Here is a 24969-nt window from a genome sequence, read left to right as displayed (position 1 = left end):
TGTGATTAGCTTTCAAATTAGTATATTAGCTGAGGATATACAGTGGACTGTATTTAGAATAGTATCACAGATCAGTTGTGATTAGCTTTCAAATTAGTATATTAGCTGAGGATATACAGTAGGAGCAAATGCAACAGCATCAAGCGAAGCGTTGTGATTAGCTTTCAAATTAGTATATTAGCTGAGGATATACAGTTAATATACAATTTTACGCCGAAAAATCTAAGTTGTGATTAGCTTTCAAATTAGTATATTAGCTGAGGATATACAGTGTGCAATAAGAGACGGTTTAAGCGGTGCGGGGTTGTGATTAGCTTTCAAATTAGTATATTAGCTGAGGATATACAGTATGTGAACCCCCGGCATAAAAACGAACGCAGTTGTGATTAGCTTTCAAATTAGTATATTAGCTGAGGATATACAGTTATTAAAATTTTGAATCATGTATAATAGAGGTTGTGATTAGCTTTCAAATTAGTATATTAGCTGAGGATATACAGTTGCGTGACGCACAAGCAGCAGAAGCCATGTGTTGTGATTAGCTTTCAAATTAGTATATTAGCTGAGGATATACAGTTAAATAAATAATGTGAATCTGTACGGGATTGTTGTGATTAGCTTTCAAATTAGTATATTAGCTGAGGATATACAGTATTCGGTCATAAATGCTTCGTAACCGCTCAGTTGTGATTAGCTTTCAAATTAGTATATTAGCTGAGGATATACAGTTTCCAACCATTTTTTTTACGTTCTTTCTCAGTTGTGATTAGCTTTCAAATTAGTATATTAGCTGAGGATATACAGTATAAATAATGTGAATCTGTACGGGATTTCAGTTGTGATTAGCTTTCAAATTAGTATATTAGCTGAGGATATACAGTATAGGGGATAACAAGCGCTTACCACAGAGAGTTGTGATTAGCTTTCAAATTAGTATATTAGCTGAGGATATACAGTCGACTTTTACAATGACAGGTTTAAGGCATGGTTGTGATTAGCTTTCAAATTAGTATATTAGCTGAGGATATACAGTTCAAATCCTCCAAATCCTGTTTGGCTTGACGTTGTGATTAGCTTTCAAATTAGTATATTAGCTGAGGATATACAGTTTGGCGACCACTCAAAGGTTCGTTCAACAAGTTGTGATTAGCTTTCAAATTAGTATATTAGCTGAGGATATACAGTCTTTTGCTTTCGCAGCTTTGCCACCCGGCGGTTGTGATTAGCTTTCAAATTAGTATATTAGCTGAGGATATACAGTTGATAATATACGAAGACCCTACAACCGGCGGTTGTGATTAGCTTTCAAATTAGTATATTAGCTGAGGATATACAGTATACCCTCAATATAAGTGCTATATATCAAAAGATTACAACAAAATTTAGATTTAAAAAAATGTGTATATCCAAACAAAGAATCAGGAAAATTCCTGATTCTTTGTTTTCTAAAATAATTCCAATTGTTGGTATGGGGTAGATATATTCTTTTCCTTTTTTTCATAAAAGAGTTCCATTGCTTCAAATTGTTTATCTGTAACACATAAAATTCCGACATAGCCTTTTGGTGGTAAGCTTTTTTTCACTCTAGCAATGTGTACAGCTGCATTTTCTCTACTAACACAATGTCGTAAGTAAATTGAAAATTGAAACATAGTAAAACCATCTTGTATTAGTTTTTTTCGAAAATCCGCATACATTTTTCGCTCTTTCTTCGTCTCAGTCGGCAAATCAAAAAATACCATTACCCACATAATTCTGTATTCGTTTAATCTGGATAAGCTCATTTGCAATCAAACAATTATATCAGGATATACAATTTTGCGGAATTCTCCCGAAAAACATTTGTATAAACTTGCCGCAGTTTGCGATGCCGCAACTAATAGAGGACGTCGTTTCCCATTCATCATTACATCCTGAGCAGGAATAGATAAAAGTATTTGTTTCAATTCGATATTCAGCTCTGATATATCAGAACGAGTGTCGACTATATCAATTACAACCTTATCGACCACTGGACGATAAGGCTCCATAATGTCATCAGCCAGGCAATAAGCATTGTATTTATTTCTATGAAAAATGCCTAACGATGGCAGCATCCCCGATGAAACCAGAGCACGGGCAATGACCGCTCGCAAAATAGCGTAACCATAATTTAACAAGTTATTAGGAGGGACTCCTTCCCTATGGCGGCGAAAATCAGGAATATCAGAAAAAATATTCATCCAGAAATAGGCTGCGGCTTGCGCTTCATAGTTATCCGAATCTCCGCTTTTTACATTGTCAGCCCATTTGAACATTGGGGTTGAATCAATATTTCTTGTTGATTCTAGAAGAATAGCCTGATTCTTAATTTTTGCTTTAATTGTTTGTTGCCAAAGTTGCTTCTTAAGAGGTAGTGTAGCTTCCATTTGTTCGCGAAAATGTTCGGTCTGCGTAGAATGCCCGCACAAAGGAAGCATTAATCCTACAGGCATTCGTGAAGAATCGCAAGTAACAAGAGCTACATTATTTTCCAGAAGCTCTTCTATCAGTCCATGTGTAATAGTGATCCGTTTATTATCTAGAATAACCACTCCGACATCTTCTATAGGCACACTTCTTTTAGATTGTTCTTTGAATAAATCTGGAACATTCGCATTTTCGACTTCGGGCAACTTTATTATCATTTGTTTGTTCGCCAAACTCAAATATGCAGGATTACCAAAGTATAGTGTTTTCTTTATCATAAACTAAGGTTTTAGATTAAATAAAAAACATCAAAAAACTATTAAGCTAATAATCAGATTGTATTTCGTTAAAAATAAAGAAAAATACGTTTTTAGTATATTACACATTACTATATCATGTTTATAAGATGCTGTTAAATATTACATATAAATAAATTTAACTTTTATAACTCTACATATATAAATTTATATATCTTTACGAAACTTAAATAAAAGAGTCGGATGGATGATGCGTTCATTTACAATTCATTTATAACATCTTCTCTTCCCATTAGAGAGACAGTTTGTTAACGTATTTAGTAAATAAAAAGCTCGAACTCACTATACACATGTAGAGTTAGTTGTGATTAGCTTTCAAGGTTATTTACTAAATACGTTCCGTTATCTTACCTAATCTATCTATTTCTATTTTTAAACACATTTCTTTTATCATTTCACCAGTCCAAGATCTTTGAGCTTTATTATTTGCCCCCAGTTCTGTTGTTGGAACGATAGCCGATGCAATGTAATAAGGGATAAAATGTCCCTCGTTTCCTGTGCAACTCACAAATTTGTATATCCTATCTTTATTCTTTTCAACATCCTCTATGCTGACCTTATTTTCCAATTGATCTTCGGAGGGAACATATACCAAATCATTAGGCGAAAGAGTAAATAACAATCTCTCACCTTTCTCATTTGTCGGAGAAGCGGCATTTTCTCCCCGCTTAAGATTTTCAATAACAACATTTAGAGGAATGGTTTCGAAGCTGCGTTTACCTTCGTCAGTCTGATAAACAGCGAAAAACAAATTTGTTCCTTGTGCTGCTTCTACATATTTCACCTTTCTATTCCCTCGATTGCCGACATTGAATTTATTACCTAAAGTTTCTGATACGCGAACTTTGTAAATAGGTTTATGAGCTTTGCCATTATTCAGAATTCGAATATTTTTATTCATTTCATCAATACCTTCTGGCGAAAAAGCATCTTCTGCTTTTCCTTGATATTGTTCGAGATGACGCAACAATATTTGACGGATACCTGTATCTGTTACAGCATTTATATTTTTAACAGTAAAGCTACTGTCCAGCGCCTTACGCGTTGCAACTAAAGGTTCTTTTTCATCACTAAAATAGTATACCTCAAGCTTTGATATATCTCTCTGATTGTATCTATTTCCAACTTTTTTGAAATAGACTAGAATCTGTTTTTTATCAAACTTTTCATCAAACAACAATTTTATTTTATCACGTATATCCTTATCTACGATCATTTTCCAATTGTCTAAAGCGACAGACAAACTAACCATTTTCTTTAACTGCAGATTCACTCTTCCATAAACAGTTTCTTTATGCAATGGTTTACGGATGGCCCAATTATCGCCACTTGCTTGTGGATCCAATTTCTTGATACCATCTTCGAATTTTTGATATTTATTCGTCGATTTATTAATTATACGCTGATTTTGTTTAAAGCTGATAATAATATTGTTCAGAGCCGATTGCGTATCTTGCGTAAAAGTATTCCATGGCTTATCGAACAACCACTTTCCCTGCTTGTTTTTTGAACATAACTTCATTTTCAGATCGTAACGGGTTTCCTTAAAAGACGATTTGGCTGACTGATTATTCAGATAATTAACATGAGAGCGAGTCGCACATGCTACAACAAGCGCATCCATAGCATGATGCCGATGATCTATACGTTTTTTGCTGAATCCTCTCTGATTCTCTTCCGGCACTTGAACTCTGAATATCTGTTTATCAACCCAATACCCATAACTATCGGAGTTAGTCAGCTTGTTTAGCCTCTCGAAACGAGGAGTAACAATTTTATTCCACACATCATTAAGCCCCCAATCTTCTTTTAGTTTCGATGTTACGGCTCCTGTAATTGAAATTATATTTTTTGATGTGGCTTCCTGTTCGTTTTCTTCCCTGACAACATTCGACAACAATCCTTTTATATATCGGCTGATATAGCGTGTGTCATTCATTTGCCGCTCAATAAAATCGTCTGGAATCTCGTCCATCAGCAGTTTTTTCTTTTTTAGAGGAGAGTTTCTGAAATTACGTTTAACAAAGTCCTCATACTCATTGGAAGAAAGAACAAGTACCTGTTTCCCATTGCCAAGTTCAATATTCTTCCCTCCCTGCAATCTGATATATTCACAGGCCAGCATGCTGCCTTTATCTTTATTGACAGCACTTTCGCAAATTATTTTATTACTGAACGAATCATCATAATAACGGGCTTGCGGAATAATATGTTCTATATCATATTCATTAGTGAATAATCGCCCCAAAGGGATAGGCTTTCCCGTGTATGGAGAGCAATATCCTTGTTCCAACCAACACTTATACCTCACAATCTCGGATTGTGAGGGTTGTTTCTGACGGGTAATTTTGATAATATCTTCCGGTATTTCGATATCTGAACCTAATACTCCTTCTTCATATATCTTGAGGCGTTCCTGTTGAGATAATGACTCTGGCCGCACATCGTTTCCCTCGTTCTTTAATTCAGATAATAATGCTTTTATACGTAGGTTCGTATTTTCATTTTCTAGATTCCTGCGGGTTATTTCCTGCCGTTTATTTGCAGGGTTCTTCATCTCACGCCCTAATTCTATGTGTATTTCTGATAAACTACCATGTTTTACCCAAATATCGCGTACTACTCGTAGGGTTTCTGTAATAATTTGCTCTACTACCGGATTGCGAAGGGAGTGTTGTTTGAAGGCTTTCAAGAACTTATCTATATCTTCCGGCGATTTCCATCTTGTTGTTTCGCTTGCTTCGGAATGACGATTGTATACTACATAACAAGCCAGCCAGAGTGGTAATCCTTTAAAGTAAGTGATATTTAATTCTTCACCCAGTTCTTTTTTCACCTTTTCGCGGGTTATCTCATTTATTGTTTCACAATGCTCTCCATCTATAATTTTATCGATTCGTTCTTTTGTCTTTTTATCAATGGCATTTTCATTCCAATACTTTCCTATCCTCATCAACGGAAGCAGTTTTTTAATCGCTTTTGACGAATATGAAGCATAGTCTTTATCAAATGGTTTAACTTTTTTAAATTCTGCAACAAATTCGTCCAGATGCCCTATTTCATATTTTATAGCAAAAGATTCTAGAGCCTGCTCTAGCTCCTGTTTATCGCTTACAGAATACAGTATATGCCACAAATGTTCTTCTATTTGCGGTGTAAGAAAATTTTCATCCAACTTAACATGCTTAAGCCGAGTTACAATTTCGGCATGTGTAGGACACATTGGCAATGAGCGATCGCCATAATTCCAAGCATATTCAGTATCTTTAAGTTTAGCACTTTTCACTAATGATAATAAAGACTTCTCTGCTACTTCTTTCTTTTCCTTCAATCTATCAAACAATGCAACATAGCTGTCGTCATCAGGCAAATACAGAGCAGTAACATCCACACGATCTTCCTTTCTGATAATTCTCACGTTTTTCAGAAATTGCCATAGTCTGAATTCTTCAAATAACGGATGCGATTTGGAAATACATTTCAGACATTCTTTTTCGACTTCTTCTGTTTTTGGGTTTTTATACGTTCTGTATTCATATTGGCAATTTTCGATCAATGATTTTTTACTCTTGAGCGGGCGTTGATAGAAGATAATATCATCAATAAAGAGATACTCAAAGTTTTTGTTTCGGATACTGTTACAATAAGCCTTATTACTTTTATATAAATCCTCAATACAAAGACTATATAATTGGGGATTATTTAGCTCAGAATGAAATTCTTTCTGCTTATTTAGTATCTGATTAAGTTCTTTTCGATAGAATGTACGCTCTATAGTTTGAATGAGTTTCCCTTTTATTTTCTGATCAGGATCTATTAATAATGTGTCATAAATATAAGAACCAACCGTTTTGTACGATTCGTCTATTTCTTTCTCGGTTCGTTTTTTCACCAGTGTCCAGTCTCCTTCGGTCGGGATACTATAAGTGCGTCTTTCGTTATTATTCTTATCTATCTTGGATGTAACAATAAACTCTTTTGTTTTACCTATCCAATCGAGAGGCATTCTGCTCAACCTCTTGTAAGTATCTCCGTTTTCCAGAAGCACATTATACCATATAGCATCTCCTTTTTTATCTCCTGAATCCTCTACATTAACAACTCGTAGTTTTTGGTATTCTTTAGCCTCGTTTATATCTTCTTCTTCTCCTCTTTGCTGATAGTAGCCTCGCTTCTGGTTGAAATGCAGAATCAGCCAAGCTAATTCCTCTTTCGATATTTGTTCCGACAAGGCTTTTTTTCTCAAATAATAGATAGTCCAATCGTAAGGTACTTTTTTGCCATCTTTTACTAATTCGGGCTGACACTTGATAAAATCCTGTATCATTTCTGCAAATGATTCTTTAAAATAGAATTCATATTTCCCGGTTTCATCGTTTAGAAAATAGGCTATCTTAGGCTCAGTATTGGGTAAGAACTGACCTTGTTTTTTTTGAAAATCAATACATTTAGCATAATGTTCGGGCAGAAAGCCTAAAATATGTAACACTCTATGCAAGCGCTCGCGTCGCAATAAATACCTTTCAAGAAGACGACGAGCGCTCCGATATCTTGTTCGCTCGGCAGCCTGCGTTTTCAGATTACCATTGTCAAAATCACTTAATGTGGCAGCGTCCATAGGTATGATACGACTGCCAATATCAATAATATCAGAGGGTTGAAATTTATTTTCCTGAATACTTTCTATGTAGTTTACTAAAGCCCAGCCTATTGAATTTGTACCGAGATCTAGACCTAAAACTTTTTTGCTCATATAATCTAAGTTCTTTGTTTTTTCGACCAATTTAATGAAAATAATTTGATTTTAACATAAAAAGAACTATTTTTGTCAAATTGAAAGCTAATCACAATAAGGATTATTCCGTTGTGAAAACAAATAAGGCGGCGGAAAGTAATTTCCGTCTTCTTTTTTTCTAAATGTCCCGTCCTGAAATCCGAAGCAGAACATCTCCCCCTTGAACTTGATCCAAAAATCCTCTGATTAACAACAGAGCGTAAAACCTTTTTGGGCTGTTGCGCTCGAATTATGAAATTTGCTCGATTTGACTTATTTTTATACACAATTATAAACAGCCACCAAATAAATAAGATCGAACATGTCCTTTTTGAAAAATACATTAATATCATTCCTGTTATTGATCTCATTTTGTCCTGTTTTCTCAACTGAGATAAGTGTTCGGACAATCGCTCAAATTGAACCGATCAGTATCGAATGTCCGAAAGGAACAGTACCACGACTTCCTTATCAGGTCTGGACAACCTATTCAGACGGCAAATCGGAATATCGTCAGGTTAAATGGTCTAATTCGGCGCTGACCACCGAACTAAGCCAAGCCGATCCGGCTCTGCATCCGGTCGGAAATGAATACACCATAACAGGTTTTATTACCGGCGACAATAAAACACCCAACGGCTATCCCATTACAGCCAAAGTCAGAGTAGTTGGCGAACCATACCATATTCCATCCAAAACTGTGATTGCCGAGCCGATTCCTTTGAACAAAGTAACCATTACAGGAGACAATAGACTTACTTCTAACCGTGAACTTGCTATCCGTGAGATTATGAGCTGGGATGTTTCTCAACAACTTTATAACTACCGTGATGCTTACGGTTTGAGTACCGACGGCTATACCCAAGCCGATGGCTGGGATTCTCCAACAACGAAACTGAAAGGACATGGTTCGGGGCATTACATGTCAGCGTTGGCTTTTGCTTTTGCAAGCACAACCAACCCTGAACAAAAAAATCTTTTACGCAACAATATTACCCGAATGGTAAACGAATTACGTGAATGTCAGGAGCGAACCTTTATTTGGGATGAAGAGTTAGGACGATACTGGGAAGCCCGCGATTTTGCTCCGGAAGAAGAGCTTCGGCAAATGAAAGGAACATGGGAAGATTTCGATACTTACAAGACACAATACAAAAAATACGGCTACGGCTACCTTAACGCTATTCCGGCACAACATCCTGTTTTGATAGAAATGTACCGTGCCTACAACAATTCAGACTGGGTGTGGGCACCTTATTACTCCATACATAAACAATTGGCCGGACTAATTGATATTGCTACTTACATTGATGATAAAAAGATTGCAGATAAAGCCCTTCTTATAGCCAAAGATATGGGTTTATGGATTTGGAACCGGTTACACTATCGGACTTATGTAAAAACCGATGGAAGTCAAGATGAACGTAGGACACGCCCCGGTAACCGTTACGAAATGTGGAACATCTACATTGCCGGCGAAGATGGAGGAACCGGCGAATCTTTAGCGCGCCTATCTGAGATGGTTAGCAACCCTACCGAAAAAAAGCGTTTACTCGAAGCCTCTACTTATTTCGACAGTCCAGCGTTTTACGATCCACTATCTAAAAACATCGATGACATTCGTACACGTCATGCCAATCAACACATTCCGAAAATCACAAGTGCACTCCGTAGTTTCAGAGGAAATCAAGATCCTTATTATTATAATTTGGCCGAAAATTTCTGGGAAATGATACAAGGCCGTTACCGCTACTCTTCAGGAGGTGTGGGTAATGGCGAAATGTTCCGCCAACCCTATACGCAAATTCTTAGTATGGCTACGAATGTCACTTCCGACAGTCAGCGCAACCTGCATCCGTCACCACATATCAACGAGACTTGTTGCGCTTACAATTTGGCAAAACTAACAAAAGACCTCAACTGCTTTAACCCCGATGATGCCAGATATATGGACTATTACGAACGTATTCTTTACAACCAATTAGTTGGTTCGTTAAATCATACTCATTATCAAACAACTTATCACTACGCAGTAGGATTAAATGCTTCAAAAGCATGGGGCAATCATACTCCGCAATCGACTTGCTGTGGCGGTACCGGTTCCGAGAATCATGTTAAATATCAGGAATCGGCCTATTTTGTTTCCGAGAATAACAATACACTTTGGGTAGCTTTGTATATGCCGACAATATTAACATGGGACGCCCAAAAGATTACAATACAACAAGAATGCCTGTGGCCTGCTGAACAATCGTCTATTAAAGTAACCAAAGGCAAGGGTAAATTCAACATGAAATTGCGTGTTCCTTACTGGGCAACCGAAGGCTTCGACATAAAGCTCAACGGAGTTTCGATAGCTTCTTACTATAAACCAGGAACCTATGCTACTATTCCTTTGCGCAATTGGACAAACAAAGATGTTGTGGAAATTACCATGCCTTTTACAAAACACATCGACTACGGACCCGATAAGATGGAAATTGCCGCAACAGCACAGAACGAAACAAACACCCTGTTTACACCGATGTGGGCAGGAACCCTTATGTATGGTCCATTAGCAATGACTGCAACCGATGTAGACAGTTGGCATAAAGCAATTATCAATATCGATTCTCATTTGAACAATGTTGTAGCCAACAAACCTGATAAAAATTCACAAGGCGCTGAAGGCAATGTTTATTCCCTCACTCTCGATGGGAAAACATTCCTCCCCGACTATTATCGCCACAAGAACTCGACCCACTATTTCAGGATCAATGTTACCGACGGCTCGAATGTCGCAGCTGATAATCAACTTTCGTCGGTAGATATAGCTACATTGAAAGAGCTTTTACTGGTAGCCGAAGAAAGAAAAACGGCTCAGGAAGTATGGAATACACTTGTTGTAAAAGTACCGGAGCACTCACCTTGGGCACCTTATGGCTATCGGCGCCTTATCAAGCAGCTTACCTCTGCCGCAAAAGTGCTCGAAAATGAAACTCATAGCCAACCCGAAGTTAATGCAGCCGCTGTTGCCCTCAATGCGGCTATCAATACAATGAGGCCGGGTAACCTTCCTGAGCTTGAGGATTTGGACGAACTGCTAATTTTACTCGAACGCGCAAAGAAGACCGACTCATCGGACAAAACATTTATAGAAGCGATAGAATACACCGAAATGGTTGTGAAATATGTAGGAGACGGCAGCGGCACACATGACATGATAGCAAATGCTTCAAAAAAACTAAAAATAGCATTTGAAAGAATGGAAACATATGAATGAAACAGAACCAACCCTATGGCAAATACCAAAGAAATCAAACAAATCATCGAATCGAACAGGGAAAATTTAGCCTTCATAATAGGCAACGGAATTAACCGCTACCCCGATAATCCGAAAGCCCTGTCGTGGGACGATCTGTTAATGGAACTGTGGAAAAAAGTATCCTCTCAAACACTTAAGCAAAAGCCACAAGGAATATCCATCACTGAATTCTATGATATTCTGGAGCTCGAAAAAAGAAACAACTATAATCTGCAAAAAGAAGTTGTCAAGCTTCTACAAGATTGGGAGCCATTACCCCATCACAAACAAATAACCGATTATATAAAGAATATAAATGCACCACTGTTAACCACCAACTTCGAAGAAACATTCGCTAAAACGGGGAACTACAATATGTACAAAACTGAGGACAAGGGATTTACAGACTTTTACCCTTGGACTAGTTACCATGGAGACAAACAATTGGAATTCCCTACAGATGGTTTTGGAATATGGTACATTAACGGAATGATGAACTATCATCGCAGCATTCGTCTTGGTTTAAGCCATTATATGGGCAGTGTAGAACGCACACGTGGATTATTACACAAAGGGAACGAAGACAGTCTGTTTTTCAGCAAAAGCGCAAATTGTTGGCGAGGCAATAAAAGTTGGTTACACATAATATTCAATAAATCTTTATTCATTTTCGGCATTGGGCTCGAAGAAAATGAAGTATTCCTGCGCTGGCTATTAATTGAGCGCACAAAGTATTTCAGAAAGTTCGATGACAGAAAACAGAATGGCTGGTATCTTACTCCCAAGTGCTGTAACGATACAGATTTAGGCAAGAAATTCTTCTTAGAAAAAGTTGGCATTGAAGTATTGGAAGTAGACTGTTTTTCTGACATATATGAAAACATGTGGACTTAAACACAGCCCTAAAACTCTTAACCGTTAAATTAAATATCGCCACTATGTTTCATTCCGATTGTTTATACTGTGTTCCATATTCCGAAGGTTTACAACCGTACATTTCCTGAAAACATTTGCTTAAATAACTAGCGCTACTAAAGCCTACCCGTTCAGATACTTCTGTAATACTGAGCTTGTTTTCCAAAATTAGCTGAGCTGCTTTTTGCAAGCGAATATTACGGATAAAAAGGCTAGGCGACTGATCTAACAACGTAATAAGTTTCCTATAAAGTCCTGTGCGCTCCATACATAAATCGCGACTGAGTTGTTCGACCGAATAATTAGAATTATTCAGGTTTCTCTCAACCAAATCCATTGCTTTAGAAATGAACACAGAATCAGCCGAGTTCTCCTGTTTTTTGTCTGAATCGGATGACGATTCTTCGTTTACAAGTAGAGTACAATCCTCCGTATAAGAACGATGCTTCCCTTCTTTTTCGTATTGATTACATTGCTCAATCAGACTACGAATACGCAATAACAGAATATCTTCTTTATGCTGCCGCTCTATTTTTTTCTTTGTAATAGAAATATAAATCCTTACTCCTGCAATAACAATAAATAAGAAAAGAACGCTATAAATTATATATGCTATAGTTGTTTTCCACCAAGGAGCATATATTGTAATACTTATTTCCGTAACCCGATCATCCCATTGGGTAGCATTATCAGAAGCCTTCACTTTTAATTGGTATTTACCGGGAGGCAAATTTGTATAAACCAAGTGCAAAATACCATTTGCTCCAATTTCACGACCTTGTTTACCAACTGATATTTCCTGCCAATTAGCATCAACGCCTTCCAACTGATAACTATAAAATGTTTGCGCTTGATTTCTGTAATTAAGTGCCGAAAAATCGAAGCTTAAAAAATTCTGATTATATGCCAATTCTATATTGGTTGTATAAGGTGTTGTTTTTGTTAATAATATACGATTTCCATATTTTTTTCCTTGTTCTATCTTTTCTCCAAACAGGCTAAATTCGGTAAGTACCGGTTTAAACGGTAAATAGGAAGAGGCTAATTGATCCGGATTTAACACATTAAATCCATCTACTCCTCCAAAATACAGTTTTCCATCCGTTGCTTCAAAGGCTGAACCTATAGCATACTCACCTTCTAATGTGCCATCTAATAAATTATAATTAATAAACCGAAGCTTATTACTTACGCTATCGACCTGAATATGAGATATTCCATGACTTGTTGTTACCCAGATATTATTGTTTTTATCTTCTAAAAGCGCCTGTACAAAATTATTGGATAATCCGTCTTCGACATAAAAGGTTTGCTTTTTCTGCTTTTCCGAAATAAAAAGCTCCAATCCATCCGAAGTTCCAGCCCAAACCCAACCTCGTGTATCAAAACAAAGCGCATTATATAAATTTCCCTGATATATTCGCTCCTTTTGTCGATACAAAGCCCGATGTACATCTCCCGATAAAGAAAACGGGGAAACTGATACTACTTTTTTTTCATTTATAGTATTGTTATCGTACTGATAAATATTTGACTGCGATTTAAAAAAAATATTACCATTATTATCCTCGGCAAACGCCTCTATAATTAAATCGCCTCCCTGCTGCTCAGGAAAAGAAGAACGGCCAATATCTATAAATTTATATCGGGATGGATGATAATACAATAGTCCTTTATTAAAAGTCCCAACCCAAAGCCCTCCTTGACGATCGTAAAACAATGTACTTATTTCTGTAGAAATATTATCCCCGGTTGTTGTTCTCAATACCGGAATATATTGTTTTTGTTCCTCCTCAATACGCCAAATGCCATTAACTGTACTAATATAGACAGTTTCCTGAGGCGTAATTATAAGAGTATTCAGTACATAATCTACATCAAGTATTTTCTCCCACACTCGATTCTGAGGATCGAAAAAGAAAAAACCGCCTCGCGTGCCGTTGCGTAGTTGATAAAATCCTTTTTCTCCTTTAACAACAAGGGAAGTTTTTTCAAAGTACACTTGTTCCGTTTCGGGATATGCTGCAATATTATATAAACGTTCCCTTGTTTTCAGATCGTAGCACACAACCTCTCCGGTATTATAGAAAAGATAAAGATGATTATCTGTCGTCTGTAAATCTTGTAACTTCCCTCTACTAAAAGATAAATCAAAAGAATCAGAATTATAAGTTTGCAATAGTCCGTCAACTGTAAGCAACCACATCCGCGACTGATTGTCTAAAAACATATCTACTACCGTTTTTTCAACTCCTACTTTTCGAAAACGAATTTCCAGTTTTTCCTCATATTTCTCTTCATAAAGATTGATACACATTAATTTATACTGGTCTTTAATCCATAAAAGAGAATCTCCATCCTGATAAATGCGGTAATGTCCTTCGTACCCATTCAAATGATAAATATGCTCGGTACTCCGATGAATATATGAGAAATGCGAACCATCGTAAATATTAACGTTTCCACTCGTTGTAAATACCATCCGTCCATCAGAAAGCTGTAATATATATCGAATCTGATTATCGCTTAAACCACTCGATGTATTTACCGGAGTAAAGATAAAGTTATTCCCTAATGCTAACACTTCGGTATAAATTAACATTAAAAGAAGCAATATGCTCCCTGCCCTTTTTATTATATCACAAAAAAACGATGACTTTATAAACATATTTTGTTTCTCTCTATATCAAATTAACAAGGCTTCCCTTCTACAAAAATATAAAAATATATATGCATTAATCAATTGCGACTTACGTCGTTTATCTTTTTCTCAACCCTCTTCAGCTTAGTCTAATTTCTTATAATCGATTTTAAACAACACTTATTAATATCTATTCTTTAAGTCTTTTGCTCTAACCAAAAATCCTGTTATCTTTGCACCCACATGTTTTGGAGAGGTGCTCGAGTGGTTGAAGAGGCATGCCTGGAAAGCATGTATACGGGTAACTGTATCGAGAGTTCGAATCTCTTCCTCTCCGCTGAGTAATATAAGGGAAAACGGTTTAAAACGCTGTTTTCCCTTTTTTAATACCTTCAAAACAGGTTTTTCAATCTATTTTTACTTTCCCACGATTTCCCACAAATTCCCACGTTTTTTCATTAAAGTTCTACCAAAATCGTAGTTGGTAGAAAAAGCGGTAGAACAAGTATCATATTTTTTAATACCTTTGTCTGAAACGCTAATCATTAATTAGTTATGGATGGACTGTCTATAAGGTTTGTTTTTGACCGCAAAGGGGAGACAAAGAATGATGCTAAGAAAAAAGCATTGGTACAAGTGGAAGTTTTCGATAAGGTAAGCCGTAAGAAAGTTTATATATCTACCGGTGTAAAAATTATTCGGGAACAATATTCTTCAGATTCCGGATTTTCAGTAAAGAAACATCCCAATGCTGCCGTAGTGAAATCAAAAGCGCATAATATCTACAATAAGGTAGAAGCATTCATATATTCTGATGAATGCCAAAGTATCGATGATGTAAAGAATTGGGATAAGACAGAAGAGAATATGACAACCAATGTTGTAGATTTCATCCGGGCTGACCTGAAAAGACGTGATGTGTCCTATACTACATTAGAATATAACAATTCCTTCATTAAGCGTTTGAATGAGTTTGGGAAAATAAAAACATTCAGAGATCTAACTTTTGCCAATATCGAAGACTTTGATCTTCACTTAAAGAAAACAATCAAGTCTCAACCTACCTTATACAAACGTCACTCTCTGTTTAAAGGATATATAGAAAAAGCAAGAAGGCGTGGACTCATAGAGCGTAATCCATACGATGATTTTGTATTCAAGAAAGGAAAGTCCGAAGATCCGGTTTATCTTGTCGAATCAGAAGTAAAACAAATAATTGATTATGAGCCAAAAGGAGTTTCTAAAGAAAGACTACAAAGAGTAAAAGATTTATTTATATTTCAATGCTTCACTGGATTATCCTATAAGGATACTCAATGCTTCAAAAAAGAGGATATTAATATAGTCAATGGCGAAGAACAAATACATGGTAATAGAGAAAAGACAGGAGTGCCATATGTTATCTTCGTTCTTCCTAAAGCAAAGGAAATACTGGATAAATACAATTATAAACTACCAGTTATTAGTAATCAAAAATACAATGACTATCTAAAACTACTTATTAGTTATATAGGAATTGAAAAAGATGTTACCACACATACCGGAAGACATACATTCGGAACATATCTCATAAATAATGGAGTAAGTATTGAGGCTATACCTAAGATTATGGGACATACTAATATGAAGCAATCACTTCTTTATGCTCGTATGTTAGGAGTTACTGCTATCAATGAAATGAAAGCAAAGTTGCTTAAAAACGAGGAAGAAAATGATGAAGATGATTAGTTAATAATCCGTAAATAATCATATATTCCTTTTCCCACATTTTCCCACATTGTTCCATCTTGAAATCAGCCTGTTGACATGGGCTGATTTTTGTTTTATCATTGTCTTACTAATCAAAACACAAGGCAGTTATGGAGCAAATGTCATTAGCTGAATTTTCACAAAAGGTAGGTATTCCCGAAGATGAAATAAAAGGAAGGTCAAGAAAAGAGAGTATTGCCATTGCTAGAGAACTATATTGGTTATATCTCTATAAAAATGGAAAAGGTTATCGAAAAATATCACAACTGGATGGGCGTAAACCCGAAACTATACTAAGCGGGATCAGGACAATCAGAAACCTCATAGAAACAAATCATCCGCTAGTTGAGCAGTACAAAGAACTTATTAAATCATTTTATAATCAAAAACAAACCAACTAATTTACAGTATGGCTAGAATCCAAACACCCATTAATGGAATAACAACAACATCAACATACAGCGATGGAGATTGTTATTCACTCGTAAACCTACGCTCCAAAAACGGAGCATTACATCCGGTAGCACCACGTAAAATTGTGCAGGAACTATCACAGAAGTATAGCATTGTTTTCGTACATCAAAACAATGACTATAAGAACTGGATAGGAGTTGTAAATAACGAAGAAACCTCTTCGGTATATTGGGATATACGCAGTGATAAACCTAAACTTATACAAGAAAACATTCAGGATAAAATACACAGTATACAACAGACAGGTAATACTATTTCTCTTGTTACCGAAGATAATGTATTCTACCTATTCTATCATAACTCCGAATATAGGTTTTTAGGAGAAATTCCCGAATTACCTCCAATTATGATAGGATCGATGCCTGTCACAAGCAGAGGACAGACTCATTGGTTTAGATTCGATGATGAGTATGGAAGTGGAACAATAACAAAAGACTCATTTATTGATGCGACTAAAGGATTGGTTAACATTGGAATGAATAAATTAGTCAATGGATGGACTGGTTCAAGTGGTATTGAACATAAAGGTTATGGATGGATGTTTTTTGATGCATGTCTTATAAGATATGCATTCAGGTTATTCGATGGTACATTGGTTAAACATTCTGCACCAATTTTATTTATGCCTACTAATTACATAATAAGGGCGAAAAATATAATTTATAAATTTTCGGGAGGAAGATTAACCGGTGATTCAGAAATTTTTGTAGGAGGATATCGTGCAACATTAAATTACAATTTTGCGTTCCCCGATTGGGAAAAATGGAAAGACATTATAACTTCTGTAGATATGTTTGTATCTGCGCCTTTAGGAGTATCAAACATTGAGAATATACGAAAAGATATGCCAACCAATGATACTGTCTCAACTTTAGCCTTCAATTTAATAAAAGAAATATCATCCGATGCCTTTAGGAGTATAGAAGAAAGCTCAACATTTTATTATGCTAAAAGCTTTGATTTAGGAGTTGCTAATGTTGATTTATCAAATCCTGACATATTCCCTTCTAAAGATAAAGAACTAACTAAAATGGATAATCTTATTTATCAGGAAGTAATGTCCGATGATAATCTATCCAATCACAAATACGGATCAAAAGTTAGTTATGCATACAACAACAGGTTACATATAGCTGACATAAAAACAACCTTTTTTAATGGATTTGATCCACGACAATTTCAATGGTATAACACAAAAGATAGCAGGAGCGGAGACTATAACGGATATAAATATATCGATGCCCCGTTTCAAAAGTGGAAGCGTTTAATTATTGAGGTTGAAATAGCAACAGGATACTCAACAGAGAGGGTATATAAATCGTATACTGAAGATGATAGCACAGGCTTCTATAAATTGTTCATGTCCGCATTTATATCCTATCCCGATCCCCGTGCAAAAAGGTTAATAATATACATGCTAGCCGAAGATGATAATTACTATCAGGTTGCTAAATTTAATCTTACTGCACACAAGTTCATGAACTTAGCTTACTTTATTAATGATGGATTAAAACCTATTATATCAGATAACGTATCCGTTCAAGTTACAGAACCCGATATTAGTAAAGTAGCGACAATTCAAGAACCCAATAAAATAAAAGTATCAGAGCTTTCTAATCCTTTACGATTCCCTAATGCTAATACCTATTTGGTAAGTAACGGGACTGTCTTGGCAATGGCTACCAATACAATGAATGTGTCTGATCGTAATTACGGACAATTCCCATTATATGTATTCACATCTCAAGGAATATGGAATCTGAACGTTGGCAGTAACGAGGTAGTATATTCTTCTATTTCTGCACCAACACACCCCGAAGCCCCTACAACATCGGTTGTGTGTTCCACTCCATTCGGTGTTGTGTTTACATCCCAACGTGGCTTACAAATTATAAACGGGCAGTCTGTTGAGTTTATATCACCACAATTAGAGTCGGACTATCTGCATATAAACATGGAGTTACCTGACGCCCAATGTAAAGATGTGATATATCTATTCAATGATAAATCTTTTAAGGAGTACTTAAAAGGAATAGAGAACATAATTTACAACCCTTATGAATCTGAAATTATAATTTCCGACAGGGATTCACCATATAATTATGTATTAAATTTAGCCAGTAAATCGTTCTACAAATCAACGGAACAAATAGATATTACAGTCGAAAATGTATTTCCTAAATTATTGGTTATAGGTAACAATATATTAAAAGACTATGAAGTGTCTAATAATAAATATGTTCATATAAGTATAGTGTTGCGTCCACTTATATTTGGTTCTTTAGATATAAAAAATCTTGAACGCATTATACTCAGGGCTTTATTGGTAGATATTCAGAATATAACCGAAAATAAAAAATCAGTAATAATGGCTCATCATTCTAACGATGGCGTTAATTTTCCTGCATTAAGGGGGCTAACTACCAATCCATGTAACAGAAGCGATTACGATATGGGATTGTTCGCTTCAAGTAAGTTCCGGCAGTTTATTTTTTCGTTTGCAGGCATGGTAGACGAAAGCAGCAGAATCAATTTTTTGGACACACAAATAAAACAAGAATACGATAATTCAAAAATGAGGTAATAATAAATTAAGGTCTTGTTAAAATATAAAGGAGCGAAATCTTCGCTCCTTTATTCATTCTTCTATTTTTGAGTATCTTGATATAGTATATCTGCCTCCTAGCCGTCCGGTCAACATTACTTCTATAACAAGTTGTTCCTCTTCAAAATAATATCGGTATACATTTATAGGTTCTCGGTTAACTATATGGGTAATAAAACCATCCTTTATACTATAAAAGGAGCGAGTTATGGGATTGCCAACTTGATGAATAATTATCGTATTGCTTGTTTGTATTTCAATTTTAAATTCTTTATTTCCAAACATACTAGATTCAATAGGTATATTAGGTGCAGTCCCCCAATTCCCTAAATATTCTGTAATAGCAGCGTTCGTGTCATAATCTAATACCCCGTCTCTCCAATAGGCAGGCATTATTGTTTTTGAATACTCTACTTTCCAATTACCTACAAGTAAAGGATCTGTTTTTACGCCATATCTGTTACCATTGCCGCCTCTGCTATCACTATCATCATCTGAGCAAGCTGCAAACAGCACAGCAAACAAAAGCATGTATAATATTTTTTTCATAAAACTCTAAGTTTAATCACGCTCAAATGTAAACAATATTTATTTTATTAAGTATATCTTTGATTCCGAACTTTAACAATATACTAATGAAAGATAAAATTAAATCTATTTCGATTGCTATTATAATAATTATAGCTCTACTCGCATTTACAATTTATACAATGTACGAAATACTGACTTCTCCAAAAATACTTACTCTTGTTTTCATATTCATTATTGCTGTTATGTTATTCTTTGTCAAACATAAAAGAAAAATAACATTTGGGGTATTCGAGTTGTTACTTGGTATTATTTGTGCTATAAATCCATATATAAGCAAGCATTTCGATATAAACTTATTGGTTGATACAGATAATTTATTGCTTACAATAGCAGGCATATTTATGATGATTCAAGCCTTTGAGAATATAATAAAAGGGATGAATGCGAAGAAAATTATGCTATCCAAATATTTAAGAAAATGGGGATTCGATAAATGGTAAAAAAATAGAGCTTGTCATCCCGACAAACCCTATCCATACAAACCTTAAAATCTAATACTATAAAAAACACTAATCAAAATTGTTTCATATATTTCTTCGCATACTTCATATACTTTTCCTTAGCAGCTTTACGATCCTTCATACTCACCTTATTGTTCCGGCTCAATGGAGTAGAGTAAAAAGCGGATGATCTCAAGAAGTCAGTCCATTTAAGATGCTTTGGTAGCCATTTCTTTCTCTGAAATCTGAAAAAATCCTCCCGGTTTATCGTTACCAGTTTATCTTCTGACGGTAGTTCCAATAAAACCACATGATACTGTTTGTTCCAAGCCTTTTGTTTTATATCAGCCATTTTCATAGCTAGGCTCATCTTGAACGATTGTCTACGATAGGCAAACCAGTTATATAGAAATACTTTTAAATCTCTGAGGTCGGAACGTACTATGCTAATTACGGACATATTGCTATTTATTTTTGTAATACTCTGCGAATATAGGCATTGGCATATTCAATTATCGGTTTATTGGCTTAGTTGTTTTCTATACATTAAAAACTACTTTCCCCAACCATTGCTCTACTGCTGCGATTCGATGTATTTTCAGTAATAATCATCGGTATTGGCAACTCATAACAGATATAACACCCGATCATGCGAGTCATAAGAATATCATCGTGCTTACCATCTTTAGCACCGAACGATCCATTTTGCTTCTGTTCATATACACGAGCCTCATCCAATGCAGCACCATTGCGTTCCACATATCCTTTCTCCCGCAACATCACTACATAGTTGGCAATAACCATCGGTTTCGTGCTTCTGTTTGTATTGAAACCATATTTGGCAGGAATGCCCTCTTTTATCTGATCGGCAGGAGTACGGCTGTACAGGTTATCATAATACTCGGCAATAGTATCGAAGATAAATTCGTTATCATCCTCTTTGATGTCTGTGTCGTATGTATTACTTTCCACTACCAGTAAAGCATTGTTATAGAACTTGGCTATCTGAGCTGCTATCCAAATGGTAATATCCTTATCTATCTGTCCTCTCCATTCAGCCACTATCTCAGGTTTGCCTCCATACATCATCCAGTATCGGTCAATAACGGTTATCACACCAAAGTCCGCTTTATCCGATATACCTTTCTGTGGATCAAATATAACCACGTACCTGTTAGATACCTTTATTTCCGTTTCAGGAAATGCCCATATCCTGAGCCTGTTCTTTTCTTTACGCTGTATTGTTTTCGGATCACTACCCGATAAAGCTGCCAATGCCTCCCTGTCCTCCACGAAACGGATATTGGATAGAATATCCTTTCGCTTACTGTTTTGCATTTTGGCTATCATCGGAGAATAATCACCCTCAAGGTCACCGATAGCAATAGGAGTCATACAATCGGCTCTCATAGCCTCGATATGTGCTGATCGGAATGCCGGAAGCCCTGAATCTTGGAATGCTTCAATATCATCCGAAGGATATTCCTGCATCATCAGTTCATCGGTAGCCATTTCAGCTTTCTTACGCCTGTACCAATGGATATTCTCTAACGTACAATCAGGATGGTTGGCAAACAGGTTACGCTCATATTCATCCATCGACAGGATAAAGTCTATCACATCACCTTTTTCTCGCTTACCACTATGGTTATAATAGAATCCTTTCTCTATTGGTGTAGAATATCTTTCATCATAATACCATGCTAGGAATACTGGTCTGAAAACAGTCTCACCTTTCTTGGCTTTTTCCCATTGCGTATGAAAATAATCACCGACTCCATTTGCCGTACTTTCATATATTTGTACGGTTAATGGTATCAGCTTCATTGATCCTACAATACTACCTATCAGTTGGGCTGTAGTTTTCTTGGGAGTATCCGGGTAGAATGCAACCTCCGAAAAGTGTGCCAGTTTAGGGTTTTGTCCACGAACAGACTCAGGCTTTTCGGCAGATCCGATAGTGATACGGCATTTTCTCTCAGGAATATATTTAATATTTTGCGTATTCTTAAATGGAGTAATGGTATGTTTTATTCCATTAACAGGAGGCTTACATTCAATAACCTTGTCATACATTGCACGAATGTTGGTAGCACTATCTTTTACATGGGCACAGATAACACTATGCCAACTCATCATGTGTTCCGATTGTATCCACTCCATGTACAACTGAGCTTCTGTAGATAATCCCATTTGTCGGGCTTTAAGAACTATTGCCCTGATCGGTTCACCTGCCAGTCGCATTTCTTCCAACACCTCAAGGAACTTACGCTGACCTCGCTTTTGTTTAAATGGTATATCCTCTGCTGTATCACCATCCTCTATTGTTTGGTACATATAAGCATAGAACTCAAAATCATATTTTTTGCGGAGTTCACAAAAGTTTATCCAAAAGAAAATATACTCTTCCTCTGTAAGTTCTTGTTTTTGAGATTGATAAAGTTTTGCTATCGATCCATGTTTATTCAGCAGCTTACATACCTCTTCATTCATCATTGGTTCAGGAAGATACATTAAAGGTAAGGGTGCGTCCTTTATCTTCAGACACACCCTTTCGCCCACGCTACCTTCCCCTGTCAATGGATCATAAGGCTTATTTATTCGTTTATGTTTTTGGGCGTTCTCTTGTATTATGTACTGAGCATCAATCAAACCTTAAAATTTGTACTTACCGCTAAACCAATGGTAGTTTCCTCTCTTGAAATAATCATCCACAACAGGTATTACTATCGGTTTATTCCTTATGTCAATATTATATTGGTATTCGAATCCCAAATTGTGATAGAATACACCTCCACCTAATCCGACATAATCCAAAGTAGAATAAGATCCTGATATAAAAGGCTGCCACACTTTTTGCAGGTAAGTATTCTTTTGTTTCTGCATAGGAGTGAATGAATAATCCATGCCTGTTAACTTGTTATACTGAACTGTTGGATATAATAGCAATTTACCATGTTCCTTGTTATCGAATGCAGTAAGAATATAAGAGCGTTTTAGTATGTAGTCCTCAATGATAGCTGCAGTATCTACAACCTGATATACATATTTTATATCGGTTATTGTCCTTATGCTTCCCGTATCCCTGTATTGTACCTCTATTTCTTTTGTTGGTAACAGAGGTTTGTCAGGTTTTTCTTCCTTTACGGGTTCAAACTGATTATTACTTACTGATCCTGATATAGTCTCACCCTGAACATAATGAACTTCTGTTCCGATTTTTATACTAGATCTTCCCACCAAGAAGAAAATAATACTTCCGGCTGTAAAAGAAAGTAATGCAGTCAATATATACTTTCTCATAGTCCATTATCTTTTACAATTTTATCTACCATTTTTATAACAGATGCCATTGTCTTAGCATAGTTCGGATCAGTTGCATATTTAGCACCGGTATCATCCACCAGTCGCTTTGCATATTCTATAGGATCATCCTTATAAGCCCATGCGTCCGCATACATCGGTTTCTTCAATAGAGAAAGATGATCAGACAAACAATCCTCCAAGCTGTCATAAACTCGGAAGAAACGTTTTACTGAGTACCTGTACTTACCATTGCCAATAGGAACAACTGATAATACCTCTTCAGGTGCTTTGAATGTTACATTTGGTCTTGAAAATATTTCAGTAGTCTGAACCAGTTTTCGATCTCCTTTCCACGAACTTCCGACTGTGATTCCGAATATATTATTATCAATACCTCTTATTTTCCATCCTGTTTCAAGTGCAGCCTGAGCCGTTACAAAAAGAGGATTAAGAGTATTTTCAGAATCATTATCATGTAGTCTTTTAGCTGCCGGATAAATCTGCTTTACAAAATTTATTTGCTCTTGTTTAGTTACCATCCTTTTCTTCAATTTCTATTATATCTGTTTTTTTACTGAACAGCTTAAATATGTTTATCTTTACTTTCATTCCTTTAGCTTCGAAATAGTTCGAGAATATACTTTCTAATTCCACGCCGTAAATCACAAGAAGCAGGATTAATGGCAATAATTCTATGCCGAATGGTTTTCCAAAAGCGTTACCGAAAATGTAAGCAAGAATTATCCAAAGAACATAGCTGCTTATTTTATTAAGGGTTCGCTTCAATGCCCTCGATTTTCGTATAACTTCGCCTCGGTGTTTGGCTGCCCTAACACCAAAAACAAGGTCGGCTACTGTAAGTATTGCAGCTAACAGTAGTAACCATTTTGCCCATACAAAAAACTCATTCAATCCAAGCAGGAAATAATCAGTATATGTCATTACGTAAACATTATTATGTATCTCAATCATTTTATTTTAACTTTGCCTATTGGCTTGGATGCTAAAGCTGAATTCGAATGTTGGTAGCATCTTGAGAGAGTCGGGAGGTTTTTATATTGATATCATGATCAGATAAACCCCTAACATCTTCATTTCCCCTGCATACGTTGCCAATAAATCAGGAATTGAAAAGCCTGTACCATTCTTTTTGTATTTATCTCGCAGCTCGTTCGCAAAAGGCAATACAATAGCAATCGTAAGCCACATCCACCACCAAAGGCTAAATAAGTCACAAGTAAATATCGGGGCGATCAGCCACGCCCCAACATCCTTATGCACAACTTTATCAGCGTATTTCTGATAGAATGCAACAACTTTATTTTTCATTCAGTCAGATTGTTTTTGATGATGTACGCCTCTAATTCATCCTGTGTATCAAATTCGGCACAATTTGTACCATCGGGTACAAAACTTTCGGTGTTAC

Annotated in this window: 17 protein-coding genes, 1 tRNA gene and 1 CRISPR repeat array (1 of these 19 only partly in view); of the genes, 7 read left to right on the top strand and 11 right to left on the bottom strand. The window is 36.1% G+C overall.

Annotated elements, in window-relative coordinates:
- Nucleotides 1-1185: direct repeats of the CRISPR family, unit length 46 nt; unit sequence GTTGTGATTAGCTTTCAAATTAGTATATTAGCTGAGGATATACAGT (it extends 1217 nt beyond the left edge of the window).
- 260 nt (nucleotides 1186-1445) lie between these two features.
- The 3 genes from cas2 to cas9 all read right to left on the bottom strand — a co-directional run bounded on the left by cas2 (nucleotide 1446) and on the right by cas9 (nucleotide 7518).
- Entirely contained in the window at nucleotides 1446-1784 is a 339-nt protein-coding gene (cas2, locus tag D0T53_RS10230) for a CRISPR-associated endonuclease Cas2 (protein WP_163267546.1), read from the bottom strand.
- 6 nt (nucleotides 1785-1790) lie between these two features.
- Nucleotides 1791-2726, bottom strand: a complete 936-nt coding sequence (gene cas1 / locus D0T53_RS10225; protein ID WP_163267544.1) for a type II CRISPR-associated endonuclease Cas1 — start codon at nucleotides 2724-2726, stop codon at nucleotides 1791-1793.
- 367 nt (nucleotides 2727-3093) lie between these two features.
- On the bottom strand, nucleotides 3094-7518 hold the full coding sequence (gene cas9 / locus D0T53_RS10220; protein ID WP_163267542.1) for a type II CRISPR RNA-guided endonuclease Cas9: 4425 nt from the start codon (nucleotides 7516-7518) through the stop codon (nucleotides 3094-3096).
- Between the two features lie 343 nt (nucleotides 7519-7861).
- Here cas9 and D0T53_RS10215 point away from each other — a divergent pair, with 343 nt between their 5' ends.
- Both D0T53_RS10215 and D0T53_RS10210 read left to right on the top strand, forming a co-directional pair.
- Nucleotides 7862-10801, top strand: coding sequence for a beta-L-arabinofuranosidase domain-containing protein (locus D0T53_RS10215; protein WP_185152993.1), 2940 nt, complete (start codon nucleotides 7862-7864; stop codon nucleotides 10799-10801).
- Between the two features lie 15 nt (nucleotides 10802-10816).
- Nucleotides 10817-11716, top strand: a complete 900-nt coding sequence (locus D0T53_RS10210; RefSeq protein ID WP_163267540.1) for a hypothetical protein — start codon at nucleotides 10817-10819, stop codon at nucleotides 11714-11716.
- 49 nt (nucleotides 11717-11765) lie between these two features.
- Here the strand turns inward: D0T53_RS10210 and D0T53_RS10205 are convergent, their stop codons facing one another.
- On the bottom strand, nucleotides 11766-14339 hold the full coding sequence (locus D0T53_RS10205) for a two-component regulator propeller domain-containing protein (RefSeq protein ID WP_255489432.1): 2574 nt from the start codon (nucleotides 14337-14339) through the stop codon (nucleotides 11766-11768).
- Between the two features lie 289 nt (nucleotides 14340-14628).
- Between D0T53_RS10205 and D0T53_RS10200 the strand changes: the two genes are divergently transcribed.
- The 4 genes from D0T53_RS10200 to D0T53_RS10185 all read left to right on the top strand — a co-directional run bounded on the left by D0T53_RS10200 (nucleotide 14629) and on the right by D0T53_RS10185 (nucleotide 19185).
- Nucleotides 14629-14715 (top strand) — tRNA-Ser (locus D0T53_RS10200).
- Between the two features lie 218 nt (nucleotides 14716-14933).
- Nucleotides 14934-16106 (top strand): site-specific integrase, encoded by a 1173-nt coding sequence (locus D0T53_RS10195; protein WP_163267536.1) that lies wholly within the window; start codon nucleotides 14934-14936, stop codon nucleotides 16104-16106.
- Between the two features lie 131 nt (nucleotides 16107-16237).
- Nucleotides 16238-16528 carry a hypothetical protein gene (locus D0T53_RS10190; protein ID WP_163267534.1) on the top strand — a complete coding sequence of 97 codons (291 nt, stop codon included), beginning with the start codon at nucleotides 16238-16240 and terminating at the stop codon, nucleotides 16526-16528.
- Nucleotides 16529-16536: 8 nt separating this feature from the next.
- A complete protein-coding gene (locus D0T53_RS10185) occupies nucleotides 16537-19185 on the top strand; it encodes a hypothetical protein (RefSeq protein WP_163267532.1) in 2649 nt (882 codons plus the stop codon).
- Between the two features lie 54 nt (nucleotides 19186-19239).
- On the opposite strand, the gene D0T53_RS10180 is transcribed toward D0T53_RS10185, so the two are convergent.
- The gene (locus D0T53_RS10180; protein WP_163267530.1) at nucleotides 19240-19755 is read right to left on the bottom strand and encodes a hypothetical protein; all 516 of its coding nucleotides are present in this window, start codon (nucleotides 19753-19755) and stop codon (nucleotides 19240-19242) included.
- Between the two features lie 86 nt (nucleotides 19756-19841).
- Between D0T53_RS10180 and D0T53_RS10175 the strand changes: the two genes are divergently transcribed.
- On the top strand, nucleotides 19842-20237 hold the full coding sequence (locus D0T53_RS10175) for a hypothetical protein (RefSeq protein WP_163267528.1): 396 nt from the start codon (nucleotides 19842-19844) through the stop codon (nucleotides 20235-20237).
- Nucleotides 20238-20310: 73 nt separating this feature from the next.
- Here D0T53_RS10175 and D0T53_RS10170 read toward each other — a convergent pair whose 3' ends face one another.
- From D0T53_RS10170 to D0T53_RS10145, 6 genes are all read right to left on the bottom strand, one after another.
- Entirely contained in the window at nucleotides 20311-20697 is a 387-nt protein-coding gene (locus tag D0T53_RS10170) for a hypothetical protein (RefSeq protein WP_163267526.1), read from the bottom strand.
- A gap of 86 nt (nucleotides 20698-20783) precedes the next feature.
- A complete protein-coding gene (locus tag D0T53_RS10165) occupies nucleotides 20784-22889 on the bottom strand; it encodes a hypothetical protein (RefSeq protein ID WP_221411526.1) in 2106 nt (701 codons plus the stop codon).
- Nucleotides 22890-22892: 3 nt separating this feature from the next.
- On the bottom strand, nucleotides 22893-23540 hold the full coding sequence (locus D0T53_RS10160; RefSeq protein ID WP_163267524.1) for a hypothetical protein: 648 nt from the start codon (nucleotides 23538-23540) through the stop codon (nucleotides 22893-22895).
- A complete protein-coding gene (locus tag D0T53_RS10155) occupies nucleotides 23537-24082 on the bottom strand; it encodes a glycoside hydrolase family 73 protein (protein ID WP_163267522.1) in 546 nt (181 codons plus the stop codon). The genes D0T53_RS10160 and D0T53_RS10155 overlap by 4 nt, the downstream gene beginning before the upstream one ends.
- A complete protein-coding gene (locus tag D0T53_RS10150; protein ID WP_255489431.1) occupies nucleotides 24072-24515 on the bottom strand; it encodes a phage holin family protein in 444 nt (147 codons plus the stop codon). Before D0T53_RS10150 ends, D0T53_RS10155 begins: the two co-directional genes overlap by 11 nt.
- Nucleotides 24516-24596: 81 nt before the next feature.
- Nucleotides 24597-24872, bottom strand: a complete 276-nt coding sequence (locus tag D0T53_RS10145; RefSeq protein ID WP_163267520.1) for a hypothetical protein — start codon at nucleotides 24870-24872, stop codon at nucleotides 24597-24599.
- Between the last annotated feature and the right edge of the window lie 97 nt (nucleotides 24873-24969).

Source organism: Dysgonomonas sp. 216, from assembly GCF_010501065.1.
Taxonomy (GTDB): Bacteria; Bacteroidota; Bacteroidia; order Bacteroidales; family Dysgonomonadaceae; genus QVMM01.
Note: the sequence above shows the minus strand (reverse complement) of the source record. Positions and strands in the feature narration are given on the sequence as shown.